Raw genomic sequence first — 20,483 nt, forward strand, 5'->3', positions numbered from 1 at the left:
TTTTCGGGACTGGCTCATGCGGATCACCGAAATCGCCCGTCGAATGGACGGATTCGTGAGTTCCTCCATGGCGGTCACCGAAGGCGCGCTTCTCGAACCGGGTTTCAGCGTCACATTCCGATCCGAACCCGCACTGCACGCATTTCTGGACTCAGCCGAACGAGCGGCCGCACTGGCCGACGGCACAACGCTCGGTTTTCATTGCAAGAGCTCGGATCTGGTCATCGTCGAAGGCGGGTCGCCACCGCCGGGTATCGGCGTGTTCCGGCACAGCGTCGCGCGCGACAAGGAAGCCGAATTCGAGGCCACCGAGGCACGGCTCGTCGCGGTGAGTTCCACGTTTCCGGGATTCGAAGGCGCCGCCCTTTTCCCGTCGGACGGCGGGCGCTGGTTTTCGGTGCTCCGATTCCGTACGGAGCGGCAGTTGTCGGATTGGCTGGGCTCGGACGAACGCGCCGCCACCCTACCGGAATTGCGCGCGAAGCTGACCGAGGACTTCACCGTGCAGGCGCACACCACGCCGTTCGGCTCGACCGTGCGAACGGTCGACGGCGAGACCAGGATGACGCCGACGTGGAAGACCGCCATGCTGGTGTTGCTGGTGCTGTATCCGACGGTGATGGTGCTGTCGCGTTTCCTCGGCCCGGTGCTGGACCGGGCGGGAGCGTCACCGTGGCTGGCGTTGTGGCTCAGCCAGATCGTGAGCGTGGGCTTGATGAGCTACTACCTGTCGCCCGCGGTGGCGAGCCGGTTCCGCCGGTGGCTCGATCCGATCGACGGCGCGGGCCTGCGGATCAGCGTCGCGGGGGCGGCGGTGGTCGTCGCGCTCTACGCGCTGACGCTGTTGCTGTTCGCGTCGGTGCGCTGGTTGCAGTACTGGGACTACGACTGAGCGTGCTCAGGACAGGTCGAGATGCCGGTTCATCGACATCGCCGCCTCGGCCAGTTCGGGCAGTTCGAGCACCGTGACCCCCGCCTGCCGCAGTTTCTCCACACCGACGCAGTTCACCACGAACGTCGACGGCTCGCGCCACGCGATCACCGCGACCGGGATACCGGCCCGCAGAATCCGGTCGGTGCACGGCAGCCGGTCCTTCGTTCCGCGTTCGGAGCAGGGCTCCAGCGTGCTGTAGAGCGTGGCCCGCCCCAGCCGCGGATCCGCCTGGTCGAGCTTGCCGAGCGCCGCCTCCTCGGCGTGCTCCTTGGGATCGGACTCGCGCGAGTAGCCGGTCGCGATCTCCACACCGTCGGCGACGATCACCGCGCCCACCGAGAACGCCCCCTCGGCCACCGGGCACAGGCGCGCGAGCTCGATGGCCCGGTACATCCAGTAGTGGTGGTCGGGCTCGGTCACCGGATCACCCTCCTTCGGCACTAGTCCCGCGAAAGATGAAAAGCCCCTCACCTGCGCGAACAGATGAGGGGCTGGAGCGGTGGCGGAGGGATTTGAACCCTCGGAGGGGGGTTACCCCTCACACGCTTTCGAGGCGTGCTCCTTAGGCCGCTCGGACACGCCACCGCCGACAACCATACCGGACCGTCGCCGGATCACTAAATCGCTTGCTGACCGGCGCTGCCCCGTGGGCTCAGCGCTGGGTCCGGAAGAACTCGTCGAGCAGTGCCGCGCACTCGTCCTCGAGCACTCCACCGCGCACCTGGGGGCGGTGATTGAGACGACGGTCGCGCACCACGTCCCACAGCGACCCGACAGCGCCGGTCTTCGGCTCCCACGCCCCGAAGACCAGGCGGCCCACCCGCGCGAGCACCAGCGCGCCCGCGCACATCGTGCACGGCTCCAGGGTGACGGCGAGGGTGGCGCCCTCCAGCCGCCATCCGTCGCCGTGCACCGCGGCGGCACGGCGCAGCGCCAGGATCTCCGCGTGCGCGGTCGGATCGCCGAGCGCTTCCCGCGCATTCGCGGCCCGCGCCAGTTCCCTTCCGGCGGAGTCGAACACCACCGCGCCGACCGGCACGTCACGATCCCCGGCGGCCGCCGCCGCGCTGATGGCGGCACGCACCATGTCGGCGTCCGACGAAATCGGGTCGTCCGGGAGAACACCCACGTCAGCGTGGCAGTTTGTCCAGTACCGCGGCGAGTTCGCCCGCGAAGCCGAGACGCTGGGCGATCATGCCGAGCTGCTCGTCCGGATACAGGTCGGTCTCGGCGAGGATGACGCTCAGCACCGGTTCGGGCAGGCCGAGATCGGCGAGCACCCCGAGGTCGCCCTCCTCCCACGGCTCGACGTCGTCCAGTTCATCCGGATCGATATCCGGAATCTCCACGTTCAGGGCCTCCAGGACGTCCGCGGCGATGTCGTAATCGATCGCGGCCGTGGCGTCCGAGACGAGCATGCGGGTCCCGCTCGGCGCCGGCCGGAGCACGATGAAGAACTCATCGTCGATGTCGAGCAAGCCGAACACCGCTCCGGAGCTGCGCAAAGCCTTCAGTTCGTTTTCCGCGGCGGACAAATCGGTGAGCGCGTCCCGGCTCAGCGGACTGCACCGCCATTTGCCTTCTTCGCGGACAACCGCCACTGCGAACCCTTCCACGTCGTCGTAATCGTCCGACGCCGCCCTGTTCGTGCCCGAGCGCTGTGCTGCCATGGCCGCAACGGTAGTCTGCTCGAGCGGAAATGTTGAAGTCGTGTGCCAATCTGTTCGGGTGACTTCGGCGATGAAAGCACCCGTGTGCGTCCTCGGGACCGGTCTGATCGGTGGATCGCTATTACGCGCGGCCGTCGCCGCGGGCTATGACGGCTGGGGATACAACCGGTCGGCGGCGGGCGCGCAGGCCGCCCGCGCCGACGGATTCGACGTCACCGAAGATCTGCCCGCCGCGTTGCGCCGCGCCGCGGGAACCGACGCGCTGATCGTCGTCGCGGTGCCGATGCCCGCGGTGGACCACATGCTCTCCGCGATCGCCACCTACGCCCCCGAGTGCGCGCTCACCGATGTGGTGAGCGTGAAGGCGCCGGTCGCGGCGGCCGTGCGCGACCACGGGCTCGCCGACCGGTACGTCGGCGGTCATCCGATGGCGGGTACATCCGAATCCGGCTGGGCCGCCACCGATCCGGAGTTGTTCCGCGACGCGGTGTGGGCGGTCGGCGTCGACGAGGGCACCCGGGCGGAGCCGTGGACCCGCGTGGCGCGGCTCGCCCTGGACTGCGGCTCGGTGGTGGTACCGGTGGTGGCCGCGGAGCACGATCGCGCCGTCGCGCGCATCTCCCATCTCCCGCATGTGCTGGCCGAGGCCTTGGCTCTGGCGGGCGCGACCGGGGGCGATCTCGCGCTGGGACTGGCGGCCGGATCGTTCCGCGACGGCACCCGGGTGGCGGGCACGGCGCCCGGTTTGGTCCGCGCGATCTGCGAACCGAATTCGGCGGCGCTGCTGGACGTTCTGGACGAAACGCTCACCGTGCTCGGCGCGGCCCGCGACAGCCTGCGCGAGGAGACATCCCTGGCGGATCTGGTCGAGGCCGGGCACGACGCCCGAGGACGCTACGAATCCGCGCGGCGTTGGGAGATCACGGATACCCGCCCGGGAGACCAGAATTGGCTGGAAGACCTGCGGGCGGCCGGACAGCGCGGTGGCGTCATCACGCAGCTGGGCTGACCTCGCGCTCCAACGGCGCCCCGCGGCACGTCATGCTGTCGGCGCGGCCTCGGCGACAGCCAGGGAACTCGACGATCCGGGCCCTCAGCATGACCAGCACGGCATCACCGCGTCGAGATCGGCTCGGTGGACTGTGCGATGTCCGGCCCGGTTCCCCGAGAATCGCGATCTGGACCGCCCAGCGTCCCGGCTCGGCGCTGGACGCGTACCCGTCGGACCCACGAGCGGGTCGCGACAACTCGGTGCGGCCCCGGCTTGCCACATGCGCAGCTCGGGCCACCATCCGCACCGCTATCAGATCCGTTCGGCCAGCCCCGGGTAGTCCAGGAGGAAGCCGTCGGCATCCACCGTGACCGTGGCGCTGGAGACCGGCGACAGCACGCTGATGCCGTCGGCGGCGCTGCTGTAGATCAGCGTGGCCTCTTGGACGAGCAGGTCGGGCAGGCGGACATAGACCACCGGGACCTGGACGTCCTCGACCGCGTGTTGCAGGTCGTAGCGGCGGATCGGCAGCGTGTTGAAGAACGGGCTGAGCACCACGTCCACGTCGAGGGCGCCTGCGAAGGTGGAGCGCACATGGTTGCCGCCCGCGTCGACGAGCCAGTAGTTCTCCTCGTCACGGGCGATCGAGGCGTGCCGCTCACCGGCGGCCGTCGTGGTGCGCAGCGACAGCCGCTTCGTCGCACCGTTCTCGTCGGTGACCAGGTCGTATGACGCGCTGAAGGCGGGGTGATCCGCGCTCGCGCCGCCGATCATGCGCCCGGCGGCGCGGATGCGGTTGCCATTGAGCTGCACCCGCACCGACTCCATCCGGGTCGCGTCGTGGGCGCGCCAGGTGAGGATCGCCGGCCACCGGGATTCCTGCGGACTCGCGGCGGGGCGCTCGGGGTCGGGGGCTGGGGTCGTCACGTATCTACCGTAAGCGACACCCGCCCCCGGCCCGCACAACCGCCGCTCATCACACCAGCGACTCCCGCCACGCCGCGTGCAGGCCCGCGAACCGGCCGCTGCCTCCGATCAGGGCGTCCGGCGCGCCGTCCTCGACGATCCGGCCGGATTCCAGCACCAGCACCCGGTCCGCGATCGCCACCGTGGACAGCCGGTGGGCGATGATCACCGCCGTGCGCCCGCGCAGCACGGTCTCCAGCGCCCGCTGCACCAGCCGTTCGCTGGGGATGTCCAGGCTCGAGGTGGCCTCGTCCAGCACGATCACAGCCGGGTCGGCGAGGAACACCCGCGCGAACGCCACCAGCTGCCGCTGCCCCGCCGAGAGCCTGCCGCCGCGCTTGCGCACGTCGGTGCCGAAGCCCTCGGGCAGCGCCTGCACGAAGTCGTACAGTCCGACGGCGCGCGCCGCCGCGAACACCTCCGCGTCGGTGGCCTCTGGCCTGCCCAACCGGATGTTGTCGGCCACCGAACCGGAGAACAGGTAGGACTCCTGGGTGACCATCACCACGTTGCGGCGCAGGTCGGCGTCGGACACCTCGCGCAGGTCGACGCCGTCCAGGGTGACCGTGCCGCCGGACGGGTCGTAGAACCGCGTCAGCAGCTTCGCCAGTGTCGACTTGCCGGCACCGGTCGCGCCCACCAGCGCGATCACCTGCCCGGCCGGGATGTCCAGGGTGAATTCCGGCAGCACCGGTCGCGCCCGCCGATCGGGCTCACCCGGTTCGGTGGACGGCGCTGAGTGGGCATCCTTCCGCGTGGACGAGTAACCGAACCACACCTTCTCCATGCGCACCGCGCCCGACGCCTTCTCCAATGCCACCGGTCGCGCGGGCTCTGGCACCGACGGCTCCTCCTCGAGCACGCCCGAGATCTTCTCCAGCGCGGCCGCCGCGGACTGGTAGGCGTTGAACACCTGCGCCAGCTCGTCCAGCGGCCCGTAGAACTCGTTGAGGTACAGCAGGTAGGCCGCGAGCACGCCGACCGCGAGGTCACCCTCGATCACCCGCCAGGCGCCGACCACGATGACGGTGACCGTGGTCAGGTTGCCGAGCAGCTTGGTCAGCCCGGCGTAGTCGCCCATGCCGCGCATCGCCGCGGTGGTCGCCTGGCGGTATTCGGAGTCCTCGATCGCGAGCACCGACTCGTTGCGCTGTTCCCGGCGGAACGCCTGCACCGCCCGCATGCCGCCCATCGACTCGACGAACTGCACGACCACCTTGGCGATCGCGGCGCGCGTGCGCCGGTAGCCCGCTCGCTGCCTGCGCTGCGCCCACCGCGTGACCATGACCAGCGGGACGAATCCGACCAGCACGATCGCGGCGAGAGCCTGATCCAGGTAGATCAGCAGAGCCGCGATGGTGAGCACCGACAGGATCGCGCTCAACGCCTGGTTCAGGGCGCTTTCCAGCAGATCCTGGAGCGTCTCGATGTCGCCGGTGAGCCGCGCCACCACCTTGCCGGAGGTGTACTTCTCGTGGAAGGCGACGCTGAGCCGCTGCACGTGCGTGAACGCGCGTACCCGCAGGTCGAACAGCACGCTCTGACTGAGCCTGCCGGACACCCGCAGGAAGGAGTACGTGCAGACCACGCCGAGCAGGACCGAGCCGAGGAAACCGGCCACGCTCCCGGCCAGCGGCCCCCAGTTCCCCTCGACGCCGCGCGCGATGCCGGTGTCCAGCGCGTGCGCGATGAACAGCGGCGCGGACACCTTCGCGACGTTGTCCAGCACGATGAGCACCAGCGCGAGCGCGGTGAGCTTGCGGTAGGGCTTGATCAGGTCGAGCAGCAGCCGACGGGAGCGCCCGGCCAGCACCAGATTGCCGGTCTCGGTGACCGCTTTGTCCTCGCCCGCGATGCCACGCCAGTCGGCCGCGACTTCCTCGCGGGCCGGAACGGGCTCCGGTGCTTCGTCTTTCGCGTCAGAGATCGTCGCGGTCATCGCTACTCACCTCCCATCAGTTCGCGGTAGCTCCTACTGGTACGCAGCAGTTGATCGTGGGTGCCCTCCGCGACGATCCGGCCGTCGGCGAGCACCGCCACCCGGTCGGCCAGCGCCGCCGTGGACGGGCGATGCGCGACCAGCAGCGTCGTCGCGTCGGCCAGCACGGTGCGCAGGCGCGCCTGCACCCGCTCCTCGGTCTCCACGTCGAGCGCGGACAGCGGGTCGTCGAGCACCATGATCCGGCTGCGCTCGCCCCCGCCCGCACCGGTGAGCACCGCGCGGGCCAGCGCGAGCCGCTGCCGCTGGCCACCGGACAAGCTGAGGCCCTGTTCGCCGATCCTGGTGTCCAAGCCCCAAGGCAGGTCGTCCACGAACTCGGTGGCCTGCGCGACCTCCAGGGCGCGGCGAACGTCGGCGTCGGTGGCGGTCGGGTCGCCGAGCGCGACGTTCTCGCGCACGCTCGCGGAGAACAGCACCGGATCCTCGAAGGCGACCGACACCAGCGACCGCAGATCGGCGACTCGCATCGTCGCGATGTCGATGCCGTCGATGGTGATCGCGCCGTCGGTCACGTCGTACAGGCGCGGGATCAAGTTGAGCAGCGCCGTCTTGCCGCTGCCCGTCGCCCCGACCAGCGCCACGGTCTCGCCGGGGCGCACCCGTAACGTCACCTCTCGCAGCACATCGTCTTCGGCCTCGGGGAAGGCGAATCGCACGGCGTTCAAGCGCAATTCGCCGCGGATGCGCTCGGGCAGCTCCACCGGGTCGGCCGGATCGGTGATGTCGGCGGGGGTGTCGATGATCTCCCAGTACCGGTCGGCGGCGGTGCGCGCGTCGTTCAGCTCGGCGAGCAGGAAGCCGGTCCAGATGATCGGCCACTGCAAGAAGGTCGCCAGCGTGATGCCCGCGATCAAGGTGCCGAGCGTCATCGTGCCGTGGGCCACCGCGTACCCGCCGTACCCCAGCGCGAACGCGATGGCCAGCTGCGGCAGGCTCACCATGAGCGACCACAACGTCGCGTCCAGGCGCGCTTTCAGCAGCTCGGTCTGCCGTAGCTCCTGCGCCTGCGCGGTGAAGCGGTGGCCGAAGAACACGCCGCGCCCGAACGCCTTGAGCACCCGGATGCCCTGCGCGGATTCCTCTGCCGTCGTGGCCAAATCGCCGGACTGGTCCTGGGAACGCCTGGACGCCACCGCGTATCGGCGTTCGAAGCGAATGCAGCCGATCACCAGCGGGATCGAGATCACCGCGAAGATCAAGCCGATCTGCGGGCTCAACGCGATCAGCACGAGCAGGCCGACCGGGATGATCACGCAGTGGACCAGCAGGAACGGCGCCGCGAAGGACACGAACCGGCGCATGGTGGCCAGATCATCGATCGCTCGCGAGAGCAGCTGACCCGACTCCCACGCGTCGTGCCTGCCGATCGACAGCGCTTGCAGCTTGCGGAAGATCTCGGCGCGCACCGTGATCTCGAACCGCGTCGCGGGCGCGGCGATCAGCCAGCGGCGCCCCCACACGCCTGCGGCCTCCACCAGGCCGAGCGCCGCGACCGCGGCCACCGGCCCGAGCGCGCCCGCGAGATCGCGGTGGGCGACAGGGCCGTCGATGATCCGGGCGATCATCAGCGGGATGACGACGGCCGTCAGGCCGGACAACACCGCGAGGCCGCTGGCGGCGAGCAGGATGCCGGCATGCGGACGCAGGTACGGCCCGAATCGGCGCAGAGAATGCAGGCGGCCCGTGGCGGCGGGCCGCCCCGTTCTATCGGCCTCCGGTTCGGCCGACGAAACGTCCAGTGCGACAGACAAGACTCCCCCTCGAGGTATGTGACTGGCGGCGGAGAACGGGACCCACGGTGATGTTCGCAGCGGGGTCCGACATTCCAGGGTCGCACCGGAACGTGTATCGACCAACCGATTTTCCGGCTGCCGCCGGAGATCCGCGGCGACGGGTGCGACGCTCATTCGCCAAGCCAACAACCTCGAGTGAACTCGAGGTCAAACCGCACAGATCTAGACTTCCTCCCATGCTGATCGTCGCCGGATATCTGCGGGTCACCGATCGCGACCGTTACCTCGACAGCTGCCGGGAGGTCGTGGCCCTGGCCCGCGCCCGCGAAGACTGCCTGGACTTCAGCCTCGGCGCGGACCTGCTCGAACCCGATCGGGTGAACGTCTACGAGCGCTGGACCACCCGTGCCGCGGTGGAACGCTTCCGCGGCACGGGTACCTCGGGCGACCTCGACGCTCTGATCGTGGGCGCCGACATCCGGGAATTCGAGTACGAGACCGAGACCCGGCTCTAGCCGACGACCGCGGTCTCCGACTCCCAATCCTGCGGCGCGTCCGGGAACGCCTGCTGCTGGTGGCCGCCGCGCAGCGTGCCCTCCAGATAGGCCGCCCGGCAGGCGCGGCGGGCGATCTTGCCGCTGGACGTGCGCGGAATCGAACCAGCGGGCACCAGCAGCACGTCCCGGACCATGACGCCGTGGCGATGCGCGATCGCGGCGCGCACGGTGTCGGCAACCGACTCCGACTCGAGCTTGCCCGCACCGGTATTGCGCTCGGCGACGATCACCAACTGCTCGGAGGTGTCCTCGGCGTCGAACGCCAGACCGGAGCGGCTGCCCTGCTCGAAGACCAGTGCGGGCAGTTCGTTGGCGGGCACCGAGAACGCCGCGACGAAGCCGGGGCGCAGCGCCGTGCTGGATTCCTGGGCCGAGAACTCCAGGTCCTGCGGATAGTGGTTGCGGCCGTCGACGATGACCAAGTCCTTGACCCGGCCGGTGATGTACAGCTCGCCGTCGAGGTAGGCGCCGAAATCGCCGGTGCGCATCCAGTTGGCGTCGGGCGGCGTGCCCTCCGCGTGACTGTTCTCGGGCAATCGGGCGGCCAGTTTCGCGCGGAAGGTGGCCTCGGTCTCCTCGGGGCGCCCCCAGTACCCGATGCCCATGTTCTCGCCGTGCAGCCAGATCTCACCGACCTCGCCGTCCCGTCGCTCGGTGCCGTGTTCGGGGTCGACGATCACCGCCCACTGCGACAGCGCGACGTACCCGCAGGACACCTGCGCGATGGCGTTGTCCGCGTCAGCGGCGACCTCGACCATCCGCCCGGCGTTCAACTCGGTCCGGTCGACATGGACGACCTTCGCCTTGTCCCGTGCCCGGGTGGCGGAGACGAACACCGTCGCCTCGGCCATGCCGTAGGAGGGTTTGATCGCCGTCTCCGGCAACCCGTACGGCGCGAACGCGTCGTTGAACTTCTTCATCGACGACACCGACACCGGTTCGCTGCCGTTGATCAGCCCGATCACATTGGACAGATCCAATTTCTCGCCCGGCTTCGGCTTCCCGCGCGCCGCGGCGTGTTCGAACGCAAAGTTGGGTGCGGCGGCGAATGTTCCGGCGCCGTCGGAGGCCGCGGCCAGCTCCTTGATCCAGCGATAAGGGCGGCGCACGAACGCGCTCGGCGACATGATCGTGATGAATCCGCCGCCGACCGTCGGCAGGATCACGCAGAGCAGGCCCATGTCGTGGAACAGCGGCAACCAGGTGACCCCGCGCGAATGCTCGGTGACGCCGATGGCATCGATCATCTGCAACAGATTCGTGCCCACCGCTCGATGGGTGATCGCTACGCCCGCGGGCGTCCGGGTCGACCCCGAGGTGTACTGCAGATAGGCGACGCTGTCGATGTTGATGTCCGGGCGCACCCACGAGGCGCCGACGCTATCGGGAATCGCCTCCACCGCGATGATGCGCGGACGCTGCGGCGGCGGCAGATGCCGGAAGAATTTCCGCACACCACCGGCCGCGGAGCCCGAGGTGAGGATCGCCGCCGGAGTGCAGTCACCCAGCACCGCGTGCAAGCGGTCGGTGTGGCCCTGTTCCTCCGGATCGAACAGCGGGACCGCGATAGTGCCCGCGTACACCGCGGCGAACAGCGAGACGACGTAGTCGAGTCCTTGCGGAGCGAGAATCGCCACTCGGTCGCCCGGCTGGGTGACCTGTTGCAGCCGTGCCGCCACCGCGTGCAAGCGCACACCGAACTGCCGCCAGGTGAGTTCGTGGTACTCGCCGTCCCTTTCCCGGGAGTAGTCGATGAAGCGGTAGGCGAGTTCGTCGCCGTTCTCCGCGCTGTGCTTGTCGACGAAGTCGATCAGGGTCCTGTCGCCGCGGATTCTGATATTGCCCTGATCGTCCAGATAGTCGTCGAAGGTTTCGTCGATCATCGCCTTATCCTTTTCCAGCGCACAGCCACTCAGGGCGTGCAATGACACCGAACACAGGTCGATAACGAAGCGCCGGGAAGGCTAGCAGGTGTCCCGGCCACCTGGCGGTCAGTACCGTCCGAAGGCGAGCGCGACATTGTGCCCGCCGAATCCGAACGAGTTGTTCAGGGCGTAATCGATGCGGCCGGGCCTGGCTTGGCCGTGCACCACGTCCAAATCGATGTCCGGATCCTGATTGTCCAGATTCAGCGTGGGCGGAACGATTTCGTCGCGCACGCTCAGCACCGTGAGCACCGATTCGAGCGCCCCGACCGCGCCGATGGAATGACCGAGGGCCGATTTGGGCGCGTAGACCGACGCGTGGTTGCCCACTGCCTGGCTGATCGCGCGTGCCTCCGCCGTGTCACCGATCGGAGTGGCGGTCGCGTGCGCGTTGACGTGTGTGACGTCGGCCTTGGCCAGACCCGCCGTCCGCATCGCACGGGTCATCGCACGCGCGGCCCCGGTGCCCTCCGGGTCCGGCGCCACCAGGTGGAAGCCGTCGGAGGTGATGCCGGCGCCCATCAGCCGGGCGTGAATGGTCGCGCCGCGCGCTCTGGCGTGCTCCTCGGTCTCCAGCACCATCAGCGCGCCCGCCTCGCCGAAGACGAAGCCGTCCCGCTCGGCGTCGAACGGACGTGAGGCGCTCTTCGGCGCGTCGTTGCGGGTGCTCATCGCGCGCATCATGCTGAACGCCGCGATGGCGAGGGCCTGGATGGAACCCTCCACGCCGCCGGTGACCACCATGTCGGCGTCACCCATGACGATCGCCCGCCACGCGTTGGCGATCGCCTCCGCACCGGAGGAACAGGCCGACACCGGCGTCGTCACCCCGGCCCGCGCCCCGAGTTCCAGCGCGACGCAGGCGGCGGCGCCGTTCGGCATCACGGCCTGGACGGTGTACGGCGACACCTTGCGGTAACCCCCGTTTCGCAGCTTGTCCCGAGCGTGGATCATCGCCTCCGCGCCGCCGAGCCCCGTGCCGATCGACACCGCCAGACGGTGCTTGTCCACTTCGGGACTGCCCGCGTTGCGCCAGACCTCACGCCCGAGCACGACGGCCAGCTGTTCCACGTAGGCGAGCCTGCGGGCCTCCGCCACGTCCAGATACGTCGCGGGCGGGACCTCGAGATGGCCGCCGATGCGCACCGGCAGTTCGAATTCGTCGATGAAATCGTCTTCCAGGACGTCGATACCGCTGTCGCCGTTGAGCAAGCCCTTCCACGTGGAATCCACGTCACCCGCGAGGGAGGTGGTCGCCGCGAGGCTGGTGACCACAACGGGGGGAAACTGTCCGTTTCTGGTGGAAGGCATCTGCATGTTTCGCTCACTTTCCCTAGCGTCGCTCTGGAACGTCGTCGAGCAGAAGCAATGCGCGAGCGCGCCACCAGGATCGTGGGCGGCCCGCACGGATAGCACTGGAGCGCAGGCGGAACGGCCGGTCATCACGTCCGTGCGCGACCACCCTTGTGCATTATTGGAAATGCGCACGGATCGCACTGCGTGACACGCGGACCGTACCAGGTGCCGAGACCGATGGTCGCGTGTTCGGGTATCGCCTCGGACGACTCGAGTAACCTGCTCCCCGGGCACGGGACGCGCGGGCGGCGTCCGGTGTGGACGCGAGAAAGGGAAGGTCGTTGACGGGCGCGCGGATGGTCGGGCTGTTCGCCGGGATCGGCGGACTCGAGCTCGGCCTCGGCAGGCACGGCTGGCACACCGAGCTGCTGTGCGAGATCGAGCCCGGGGCCCAAGGGGTGCTCGCCGCCCGTTTCCCGGACGTGCCCCTGCATTCCGACATCACCCGGCTGCGGGCGATTCCGGCCGGAACGGAGTTGGTCGCGGCGGGATTCCCGTGCCAGGACCTGTCCCAGGCGGGGCGCACCGCGGGCATCACCGGCACGCGCTCGGGTCTGGTCGACGAGGTGTTCCGGCTGGTGCGCCGCAAGCGCGGCCCACGCTGGCTCCTGATCGAGAACGTGCCTTTCATGCTCCAGCTCGGGCGCGGCGCGGCGATGCGGCACATCACCGGCGCGCTCGACGAACTCGGCTATACCTGGGCCTACCGCGTAGTGGACGCCCGCGCCTTCGGCCTGCCCCAGCGCCGACAGCGGGTGCTGATGCTGGCTTCCCGCACCGAGGACCCGCGCGGGGTGCTGTTCGGCGAGGACGCCGGTCCCCGCGTCATCGGCGATCCCGAGGTCGATCCGTGCGGCTTCTACTGGACCGAAGGGGTGCGTGGGCTGGGCTGGGCGGTGAACGCGGTTCCGACGCTGAAGGGCGGCTCCGCGCTCGGCATCGCCAGCCCGCCCGCTGTACGGCTGCCGTCCGGGGAGATCGTCACGCCGGGAATCTCGGACGCCGAACGCCTCCAGGGCTTCGACCCTGGCTGGACGGCACCCGCCACCGAGATGCCGGGCATCCGGAAGGGCCACCGCTGGAAGCTGGTCGGCAACGCGGTGAGCGTGCGGATGGCGGCCTGGGTGGGATCGCGGCTGGCCGCTCCGCTCGCCCCGATCTCCGGGGATCAGCCGCTGGCGCCGGGCACGCCATGGCCGGTCGCGGCGTGGGGGCGCTCCGGTATGGCCTACCGGGTGCCGGTCTCGACCTGGCCGGTGCACGAGCCGTACGAGGACCTGGCCCACTTCCTCACCGACGCGCGGTTGCTGTCCGCCCGCGCGACCGCCGGGTTCCTTCGCCGCACCACCATGGGCAGTCTGCGTTTCCCGCCCGGCTTCCTGGCCGATGTGGAATGCCATTTGGATCGGATGGGCGGCTGGGCGGCATGAACCGGCCCCCTACCGACGCGGCCACCAGCGCGCGGATGGCGCGCCAGCGGCGCACCGGAACCGATCCCGAACTCGCGCTGCGCCGGGAACTGCATCGCCGCGGGCTGCGCTACTTCGTCGACCGCGCGCCGATCCGGGGCCAGCGCAGGCGCGCGGATCTGGTCTTCCCACGCCGGCGAGTCGCGGTCTACGTCGACGGCTGTTTCTGGCACCGCTGCCCGCAGCACGCCACCGATCCGAAGAACAACGCCGAATGGTGGGCGATCAAGCTGGCGGGCAACGTGGCCAGGGACCGGGCCACCGACGCGGCGCTCGTCGCGGCGGGATGGCGCGTGGTCCGCGTCTGGGAGCACGAGGATCCCGTCAGCGCGGCCGATCGCGTCCAGGCCGAGTTGTCAGCGGTGGTGGCGCACCCGCACGAGTGAACGCGGAGCGTGTGCGGCCAGGTAGCCGGACATCACCATCACCGTGATGACCGCGATTCCGGCGGCGGCAGTCGCGAAACCGAGCATGGGGACCTCCTCGAGTTGCAGCTGTCACCCAGCGTGCCGGGCGAAGCTGACAAGACCCTGTGTCCCGGATGGTAATGATGTGTGCGGCCCGCCGCTGTCCGGCGCGCTCTGGAAACCAGCACAATGGGGACGTGACGGATGGCTCGGACATCGCCGTTCGGCGGGTGCGACCGGCAACTGTGCTGGTCGCCGCGGCGATCGCGATCGCGGGGCTCTGCTATTCGTCCTGGGTGCTCCAGTTCGCGCTGAAGATCGATCTCGACCCGGTCGACACGTTCCTCAGCGAACTGGACGCGGAGGGCAAGCCGTACCGGGAGGTGTTCGCGACCGCGGACCTGATCGTCGGGGTGTCGCTCATGCCCGCCGCCGTCGCGGGACTGCTGTTGTTCCCGCGCCGCAGGATGACCACGGTCGGCTGGATCGCGCTGTTCTGCTTCGGCGCGGCGACCATCGCCGACGTCCTGCTACCGCTGCGCGACTGCACGCCCGGCGAGAGCGGGTGCGGCGGCCCGAGCGAACTGTTTCCGCAACTGCATCAGCCGCACGCGCTGACGAGCACGCTGGCGGTCACCTCGATCGCGGTCGCCGCGTGCGCCTTCAGCCTCGCCGCGTTCCGCTACCGGCGCTGGCGGGTGCTGCGCGAATTCGGCTTCGTCGTGTTGGTGATCGGCGCGCTGGCGACGACCTGGATGCTGGTGGCCGACAATCTGCCGGGGAACTACGCGCTCGGGATCGCCCAGCGGATTCAGGTGGGAGCGATGTCGCTGTGGTTGATCGCCTTGGCGGCCGCCGTCATCGTGGAGAGCCGGGAGCGGACCGAGCCGAGCCGATTACCGAGTCGCCCGGACGGATCCTGACGACTGCGAGTCGATCGCTGCGGATGACGCTTCGGCGTGCACGGCGACACCGTGGTCGTGCGAACCTTCCAGGACCGCGAGAATGCCCTTGGCGCGGCTGATCGGCGCGTGTGGCGGGCCTCGCAGAGCGGGCCGCGCTCGGCGCCATGCGATGCTTTCGCCCATGAGTGATCGCGTGAACATCTCCTCGGGTTCGGAGTTCGAAGACCTCGTCGGCTACTCGCGGGCGGTCCGGCTCGGCAATGTCGTCGCGGTCAGCGGAACCACCGCTTCCGCCCCCGGCGGCACGGCCGTCGGCGGCGACGACATCGGCGAGCAGACGAGGGAAACTCTGCGGCGCATCGGCTCCGCGCTGGAGGAGGCGGGCGCGAGCCTGGCCGACGTGGTGCGCACCCGAATCTTCGTCACCGACATCGCCCGTTGGCCCGAGGTCGCCAAGGCGCACGCGGAGGTGTTCGGCGAGATCCGTCCGGCGACGGCCATGTACGAGATCAAGGGCTTGATCACCCCGGCCCTGCTGGTCGAGATCGAAGCCGACGCGATCGTCGCCGGGTAGGGCGACGAGCGGCGCGATTCCTTCGCGTGCCCGCAGTCCGCGCACACGCTGGTCGACGAACTGATCGTGCTCGACTCCGGTTACAGAACCCCGACGCCACGTCACCGCGCTCCCGAACATCACCAATCCGCCGACCGGACCGGCGATCGCCGCGAGACCCGTGGCCGCCGCGCCGTAGTTCGACGCCCAGCGCCGGACGAACTCAACGGCCCGGGCACATCACAGAGCCCGGCGGGCCGGCTCGCATGGGGTGGTGATCGCGCCGTGTCCGCGCTCGCCGAGACTCGACCGGCACCTGCCGCTCTTCCGGAGCCGACGCCATCCCGGCGTCGAGGACTGAGCAGTCCATCGAGCGGTAGCAGGTGACCGATTCGAGGGACGCCCATCCCGCACTCATGCCGTCGGTTTCCGGTGGCCTCGGATCACCCTGTTCCCAGAACGAACCCGGCCCGTCGTTCGCGACGAGCCGGGTTCTCTCTCGCTAGGGTCGAAACCGTGACCACCGCCTCGCAGACCCCCGTGCAACTCGACACCGTCGCCGAGGCGACCACCCGCCTGCTCGACACCATCCGTGGCCTCGACGAGCACGCCGTCACCCAACCCTCCTTGCTGCCCGGCTGGACTCGCGGCCACGTCCTGGCCCACCTCGCCCGCAACGCCGACAGCCTGGTGAACCTGCTGCTGTGGGCCCACACCGGCGTCGAAATCCCGCAATACGCCAGCGCTTTCCTGCGCGACAGCGACATCGAAGCGGGCGCGCCCCGCCCGCTCTCCGAGCAACTCGCCGACAACGAGGCCGCCGCCACCCGCTTCCTCGGCCTCGCCCGCTCACTCACCGACGACGCGTGGCAAGCCCAGGTCCGCACCCGCCAAGGCCGCCCCATCCCCGCGACCGAAGTCCTCTGGATGCGCCTGCAAGAAGTCGAAATCCACCACGTCGACCTGAACGCGGGCTACACCCCCGCCCACTGGCCCGCCCCCTTCGTCACCCGAATCCTCCCCCAGGCCACCGCCGACCTCACCCGCCTCACCACCGACACCCCCCTCGCCCCCTTCACCCTCCACGCCACAGACTCCGACTTCACCGCCACCATCGGCCCCACCCCCGCCACCCACACCATCTCCGGCCCCGCCTCCTCCCTCGCCGCCTGGCTACTGGGCCGCAGCCCCGGCTCCGACCTGACCGGCACCCTCCCGGACCTTCCCGCCTGGAAGTGAAATGTCGTTCATCCATCGGTTCGATTCACGAGGGTTGAAGGAACCGATGGACTGCCACGGCGAATCGCCGCATCTCCTCCCCTGCTTCCAGACCCGTGACCACGGATGCGCTCCACGTGTTCGGACGGGCGCAGTCGTGTGGGCTCAACGTCCAGGTCATCTCGACGTAGCCACGCGCATGGTGCTGCGCCTCGACCCGCAGATCGCGATCCAGGCTTTCCCAGATCCGGATGCCGGACCAGCCGGTAAATTCCGCCGCCAGACCATCGAGAAACCGTGCCAGAGAGCTACCTTCGTACAAATCGACAGTGAGCCCGTGAACCGCGGCACGCATCTGCTCGCCGGAGAGCTCGGCACAAAACGCCACGATCTCGTCGTCATAGGGCGCAATACGGTTCCAAATCCTGACCCTGCTCCCGAGAGTTGGGTAGATCAATTCCACCGCCTGCCCGTCCTCGGCCGACCCGAGGTCGAATTCACACCCCACAACTCCAGGCTAACTCCGGGCGCGAGCGCCAAGCCAGGCCTTCCGGCGCAGATAATTCACCGGCCGCGCTCGATTACCCGGCTCCGTTCCTGGCTGTGCCGATAACCACGCTGCACCTGCGGCGACGTGCCCGGAGGTTCCTTCTCCGCCGCCTCACGTACCTTGAACGCAGCCTCTCGTTCCTGTCCGGGGGCCCAGTCAAGCCTGACCTGCCGTCCGGTCCGGTTCGCTCTGCTCCCACGCGGCGACCGGCAGCGACAAGTAGACCCCGAAATGGTCCAGTCCTGTCGCCTGCTCGATCTCGGCGTACAGTCGCTCGACCCGCTCCTGCCTACTGTCGGCCCGGCTGGCGAACCACTTCGACCGCACCTCGATCACCACATCCAGCCCACTGCGATCGAACGGACCCAACTCCCGGAATCGAATCTCGACATCTCCCGGCTGCAGATCCGAGTCGTACGGTTCCTCCGGGCATTCGACCGCCACCGAGACCAGATGCGGAAGTCGTTGCGCGAGTTCGCGAAGGATCGCCTCGGGGACACACGATGCATAGGTCACCTCGATCAACGGCACGCAGAGAGTATATCGATCTGCCCCTGTGATCAGGGCTCGGCGACGTCACCCCCGCCCCAGAGCCGACAAGCACCGACTCGTCCGAATTCGACGTCGAGCTTCCGGTGGAGCCGACGTAGCCATCACCTGAAGACAGCTTCGTCCAGCGGCGCACGCACAGACGATCGCCACCGCGGCGCCGAGGGCAGCAATCCACCCGATGCGAACCTGGAATGCGCCAACCGAGCAGTCGCCACGGATACGACACATTCACATCGAATCCGGCGCGCTGACGCTGGACCATCAGGCAGGTGCAGAGCAAGCCCAGCATGTCGCCGACGCCTTGGCCACGCTTTCCGGCTTAGCGCTCGTCGTGACCATCGACGACGACGTGCGAGCCGACCTACCACCGCTGCCCTGCGCTGAGCTTTGGGCTTGAACGCCCTTCTCGACAAGCCCCGCGTCAAACGATCGAAAGGAGCATCGTGACGTCGTCCGACCGCCCGGAGCACTCGGCAGAAGCACCCCGGCCCTTTCCATCTGCCGAGGACCACAAGACCTTCGTCCAGGCCGACGGAAAGCTGGCGGAACACATGTGCAAGGTCCACCTGTTGGATCTGACGCCTGAGCGCGCCGAGAAGTTGCGGAATATCCACGCCCGACATCGCCCGGACGACTGCCTGGTTCACCTGGCTGCGGCATATCTGCTGCTCGGTGAGGACCGCGTCTGACCAGCGCGCCGGCCAGAGTGCCGGAGGGACGTCGGCTGAACATAGTTTCTGTTCCCAGCGAATGCGGCCGCGCTCGGCGGCTCACCGCCCTATGCGGGTTGGTGAACCTCGACATCAGCCGCGCCGTTGGACGTGAACCAACCCAGCAATTCCGGCCCGTCCAGAAGATCTGGGCAGTCGACACCGACGTCGACAGGCCCGATGACCAAGCCGCTCACGCCGTCGACAGCACAGCCCGCCAGCCGAGCACCCGAGAGTCGTGTTCGTTCGAATACGCACCCGCGGAGGTCGGCGTCACGAAGATCCGATCCGGAGAACGAGGCTCGTCGCAGGCACGCTCCACGGAGATCCGCGCCGAGGAAATCGGACTGGCTGAAATCCGCTCGCTGCATGTCGGCGTCGCACAGCTTCGCGTACCGCGCGTGACAGCCACGCCCCTGGACCTTTCGAAGATCGGCTCCGCTCAGATCAGCTTCCGACAACCGCGCCCCGGCAAGCCAAGCGGTGTACAGATCGGCTCCGACAAGCAGCACTCGGTCCATCGCGGACTCACTGAGTTCTGCTCCGAGTAGGTCCAGCCCGGACAGGTCCGAACCCGCGAAATCCAGCCCGTTGCCATTGAGGAGTGACGACGTCGTCTGCTTCGCCGACGGGCGGGCGGTAAGCCTCTCCAGATAGTCGGACAGCGCCCGGTGAGCCAGCGGGTCCTCGGGCCAACGACGAACGCTACTCAGCGAACGACCGCGCGCAGTGGTCATCTCTGCCAAAGCACCTTCCTTGCCATCTCGCCCCGCCGCTGCACAACGCAATTCACCTAACGCCGCGCAGCGTAACGGGGTGAGGGCCTGGCTGCTCCACTCAGCGGCGAAGTTGTCATCAGGTGTCGAAAGAAATGCGGAAGGCCCCTCCACATCAAGCGGAGGGGCCTTCCGAAGAGTGCGCCCGAAGGGATTCGAACCCCTAACCTTCTGATCCGTAGTCAGATGCTCTATCCGTTGAGCTACGGGCGCAGGTGTTATTCAGTTGTACCCGGTTTCCCGGGCTTGGCGGAGGCGAGAGGATTTGAACCTCCGGTCCCCGTGAAGGGACAACTCATTAGCAGTGAGTCCCATTCGGCCGCTCTGGCACGCCTCCTGGAGCCTTCTCTTCGAGGGCACCGGTCCTTTCGAACCGCCGAGCCAAAAGGTTACAGTAGCTACCGTCCAGATCACAAAACGGCTGGTCAGCGTAGGTTACTGTCGAACCAATCGAAGATTCTGGTCTGGGAATCGACCGCATCATCCCCGTCGTCCGCGTCGGAGGTGTCGGCGCGGTGGTGCGAGCCGGGGTAGGTGACGACCAGGCTGGCGACCGCGGCGCGAGCGGTGGCGTCGCGCAGCTGGTCGACCTGGGCGGGCGGGGTGGCCGGGTCGTCCACGCCGAACAGGCCGAGCCACGGCGCCTGCAGGTTCGGAGCGGCGCGCACCAAGGCGTCGGCCTGGTCGGTGAGCGGCTCGACGATGCCGGGCGACGCGACGCTCACCGCGGCGCCGATCGGACGATTGGTCGCGACCAGGAACGCCGCGGTGCCCGCGGAATCGAAGCCGAGCACGCCGATGGTGTCGGGGAACACCCCACGCCGGGTGAGCCAGTCGAAGCAGGCGTCGAAGTCGTCGAACAGCTCGTCGCCGAAGACTCCGTCGCCGGGTTGGCCGCCTCCCCGATGGAAGAGTTTGGGTGCGACAACCGTCCAGCCCTCGCCTGCCAGCGCGTCCATCAGGTCGCGTAATCGGCCGGTGAACTCGCCGGACTCGTGCAGCAGCACGATCCCGCCGCGTGCGTTTCCTTCCGGCTCCACCACCGTGATGGGCACCTGCCCACCGCTGGCCGGCCGCTCGTCTTCCTGGTCGCTCGCCCGCAGCGGGGCCATATCGTCGTAGGTGCCCGACATGAAACCAGCGTAGGGCGCGTTGCCGATCTTCGGTAGAAATTGCACGTGAGGGCCTATAGACCAGAGATTTTCCGGT

The 20,483-nt window shown here is 68.7% G+C and carries 22 protein-coding genes and 3 tRNA genes; 10 read left to right on the top strand and 15 right to left on the bottom strand.

Translation table 11 applies throughout. From position 1 onward, the window contains the following. The first annotated feature begins 55 nt into the window (after window positions 1-55). On the top strand, window positions 56-892 hold the full coding sequence (locus ACGF7Y_RS08650; RefSeq protein WP_393231092.1) for an antibiotic biosynthesis monooxygenase: 837 nt from the start codon (window positions 56-58) through the stop codon (window positions 890-892). A 6-nt stretch (window positions 893-898) separates the two neighbouring features. On the opposite strand, the gene ACGF7Y_RS08655 is transcribed toward ACGF7Y_RS08650, so the two are convergent. The 4 genes from ACGF7Y_RS08655 to ACGF7Y_RS08670 form a co-directional block, all read right to left on the bottom strand. Beyond that, window positions 899-1,354 carry a deaminase gene (locus tag ACGF7Y_RS08655; protein WP_393231095.1) on the bottom strand — a complete coding sequence of 152 codons (456 nt, stop codon included), beginning with the start codon at window positions 1,352-1,354 and terminating at the stop codon, window positions 899-901. 77 nt (window positions 1,355-1,431) lie between these two features. Then, window positions 1,432-1,519, bottom strand: a tRNA-Ser gene (locus tag ACGF7Y_RS08660). Between the two features lie 67 nt (window positions 1,520-1,586). Next, window positions 1,587-2,021 carry a nucleoside deaminase gene (locus ACGF7Y_RS08665; protein WP_357123370.1) on the bottom strand — a complete coding sequence of 145 codons (435 nt, stop codon included), beginning with the start codon at window positions 2,019-2,021 and terminating at the stop codon, window positions 1,587-1,589. 43 nt (window positions 2,022-2,064) lie between these two features. Continuing rightward, the gene (locus tag ACGF7Y_RS08670; RefSeq protein WP_040864375.1) at window positions 2,065-2,604 is read right to left on the bottom strand and encodes a tRNA adenosine deaminase-associated protein; all 540 of its coding nucleotides are present in this window, start codon (window positions 2,602-2,604) and stop codon (window positions 2,065-2,067) included. Between the two features lie 70 nt (window positions 2,605-2,674). Here ACGF7Y_RS08670 and ACGF7Y_RS08675 point away from each other — a divergent pair, with 70 nt between their 5' ends. Further along, the gene (locus tag ACGF7Y_RS08675) at window positions 2,675-3,613 is read left to right on the top strand and encodes a prephenate dehydrogenase (RefSeq protein ID WP_393231098.1); all 939 of its coding nucleotides are present in this window, start codon (window positions 2,675-2,677) and stop codon (window positions 3,611-3,613) included. A 294-nt stretch (window positions 3,614-3,907) separates the two neighbouring features. Here the strand turns inward: ACGF7Y_RS08675 and ACGF7Y_RS08680 are convergent, their stop codons facing one another. The 3 genes from ACGF7Y_RS08680 to ACGF7Y_RS08690 are packed head-to-tail and all read right to left on the bottom strand — an operon-like array spanning window position 3,908 to window position 8,314. After that, window positions 3,908-4,522 (bottom strand): putative glycolipid-binding domain-containing protein, encoded by a 615-nt coding sequence (locus ACGF7Y_RS08680; protein ID WP_084499007.1) that lies wholly within the window; start codon window positions 4,520-4,522, stop codon window positions 3,908-3,910. Between the two features lie 49 nt (window positions 4,523-4,571). Next, a complete protein-coding gene (locus tag ACGF7Y_RS08685) occupies window positions 4,572-6,500 on the bottom strand; it encodes an ABC transporter ATP-binding protein (protein ID WP_393231101.1) in 1,929 nt (642 codons plus the stop codon). A gap of 2 nt (window positions 6,501-6,502) precedes the next feature. Further along, window positions 6,503-8,314, bottom strand: coding sequence for an ABC transporter ATP-binding protein (locus tag ACGF7Y_RS08690; RefSeq protein WP_393231103.1), 1,812 nt, complete (start codon window positions 8,312-8,314; stop codon window positions 6,503-6,505). Between the two features lie 218 nt (window positions 8,315-8,532). Here ACGF7Y_RS08690 and ACGF7Y_RS08695 point away from each other — a divergent pair, with 218 nt between their 5' ends. Further along, window positions 8,533-8,811, top strand: coding sequence for a putative quinol monooxygenase (locus ACGF7Y_RS08695; protein ID WP_393231106.1), 279 nt, complete (start codon window positions 8,533-8,535; stop codon window positions 8,809-8,811). On the opposite strand, the gene fadD32 is transcribed toward ACGF7Y_RS08695, so the two are convergent. Together fadD32 and ACGF7Y_RS08705 are read right to left on the bottom strand one after the other, a co-directional pair. Further along, window positions 8,808-10,736, bottom strand: a complete 1,929-nt coding sequence (fadD32, locus tag ACGF7Y_RS08700; protein ID WP_393231109.1) for a long-chain-fatty-acid--AMP ligase FadD32 — start codon at window positions 10,734-10,736, stop codon at window positions 8,808-8,810. The genes ACGF7Y_RS08695 and fadD32 overlap by 4 nt on opposite strands. 108 nt (window positions 10,737-10,844) lie before the next feature. After that, window positions 10,845-12,095 carry a KasA/KasB family beta-ketoacyl-ACP synthase gene (locus tag ACGF7Y_RS08705; RefSeq protein ID WP_393231112.1) on the bottom strand — a complete coding sequence of 417 codons (1,251 nt, stop codon included), beginning with the start codon at window positions 12,093-12,095 and terminating at the stop codon, window positions 10,845-10,847. A gap of 335 nt (window positions 12,096-12,430) precedes the next feature. On the opposite strand from ACGF7Y_RS08705, the gene ACGF7Y_RS08710 reads away from it, so the two are divergent. The 5 genes from ACGF7Y_RS08710 (at window position 12,431) to ACGF7Y_RS08730 (ending at window position 16,707) form a co-directional block, all read left to right on the top strand. After that, entirely contained in the window at window positions 12,431-13,564 is a 1,134-nt protein-coding gene (locus tag ACGF7Y_RS08710; RefSeq protein WP_393233052.1) for a DNA cytosine methyltransferase, read from the top strand. Beyond that, a complete protein-coding gene (locus tag ACGF7Y_RS08715; RefSeq protein ID WP_393231115.1) occupies window positions 13,561-13,989 on the top strand; it encodes a very short patch repair endonuclease in 429 nt (142 codons plus the stop codon). Before ACGF7Y_RS08710 ends, ACGF7Y_RS08715 begins: the two co-directional genes overlap by 4 nt. A gap of 218 nt (window positions 13,990-14,207) precedes the next feature. Continuing rightward, window positions 14,208-14,933, top strand: a complete 726-nt coding sequence (locus ACGF7Y_RS08720; RefSeq protein WP_393231117.1) for a DUF998 domain-containing protein — start codon at window positions 14,208-14,210, stop codon at window positions 14,931-14,933. Window positions 14,934-15,096: 163 nt separating this feature from the next. After that, the gene (locus ACGF7Y_RS08725) at window positions 15,097-15,489 is read left to right on the top strand and encodes a RidA family protein (RefSeq protein WP_393231119.1); all 393 of its coding nucleotides are present in this window, start codon (window positions 15,097-15,099) and stop codon (window positions 15,487-15,489) included. Between the two features lie 495 nt (window positions 15,490-15,984). Further along, window positions 15,985-16,707: a maleylpyruvate isomerase family mycothiol-dependent enzyme gene (locus ACGF7Y_RS08730; protein ID WP_393231122.1), complete on the top strand. Its 723-nt coding sequence runs from the start codon at window positions 15,985-15,987 to the stop codon at window positions 16,705-16,707. Window positions 16,708-16,732: 25 nt separating this feature from the next. On the opposite strand, the gene ACGF7Y_RS08735 is transcribed toward ACGF7Y_RS08730, so the two are convergent. Next, window positions 16,733-17,194, bottom strand: a complete 462-nt coding sequence (locus ACGF7Y_RS08735) for a DUF6228 family protein (protein WP_393231125.1) — start codon at window positions 17,192-17,194, stop codon at window positions 16,733-16,735. A gap of 198 nt (window positions 17,195-17,392) precedes the next feature. Further along, window positions 17,393-17,767, bottom strand: a complete 375-nt coding sequence (locus tag ACGF7Y_RS08740; RefSeq protein ID WP_393231128.1) for a hypothetical protein — start codon at window positions 17,765-17,767, stop codon at window positions 17,393-17,395. A gap of 199 nt (window positions 17,768-17,966) precedes the next feature. Here ACGF7Y_RS08740 and ACGF7Y_RS08745 point away from each other — a divergent pair, with 199 nt between their 5' ends. Together ACGF7Y_RS08745 and ACGF7Y_RS08750 are read left to right on the top strand one after the other, a co-directional pair. Beyond that, entirely contained in the window at window positions 17,967-18,185 is a 219-nt protein-coding gene (locus ACGF7Y_RS08745) for a hypothetical protein (protein WP_393231131.1), read from the top strand. A gap of 46 nt (window positions 18,186-18,231) precedes the next feature. Continuing rightward, complete coding sequence (locus tag ACGF7Y_RS08750) at window positions 18,232-18,477, top strand: hypothetical protein (RefSeq protein ID WP_393231132.1); 246 nt, start codon at window positions 18,232-18,234, stop codon at window positions 18,475-18,477. 89 nt (window positions 18,478-18,566) lie between these two features. Here ACGF7Y_RS08750 and ACGF7Y_RS08755 read toward each other — a convergent pair whose 3' ends face one another. From ACGF7Y_RS08755 to ACGF7Y_RS08770, 4 genes are all read right to left on the bottom strand, one after another. After that, complete coding sequence (locus ACGF7Y_RS08755) at window positions 18,567-19,235, bottom strand: pentapeptide repeat-containing protein (RefSeq protein ID WP_393233055.1); 669 nt, start codon at window positions 19,233-19,235, stop codon at window positions 18,567-18,569. 179 nt (window positions 19,236-19,414) lie between these two features. After that, window positions 19,415-19,487, bottom strand: a tRNA-Arg gene (locus ACGF7Y_RS08760). A 34-nt stretch (window positions 19,488-19,521) separates the two neighbouring features. Beyond that, window positions 19,522-19,611 (bottom strand) — tRNA-Ser (locus tag ACGF7Y_RS08765). Between the two features lie 88 nt (window positions 19,612-19,699). Then, window positions 19,700-20,407, bottom strand: a complete 708-nt coding sequence (locus tag ACGF7Y_RS08770; protein WP_393233057.1) for a dienelactone hydrolase family protein — start codon at window positions 20,405-20,407, stop codon at window positions 19,700-19,702. Window positions 20,408-20,483 lie beyond the last annotated feature (76 nt).

Source organism: Nocardia sp. NPDC047654 (assembly GCF_043205035.1).
Taxonomy (GTDB): domain Bacteria; phylum Actinomycetota; class Actinomycetes; order Mycobacteriales; family Mycobacteriaceae; genus Nocardia.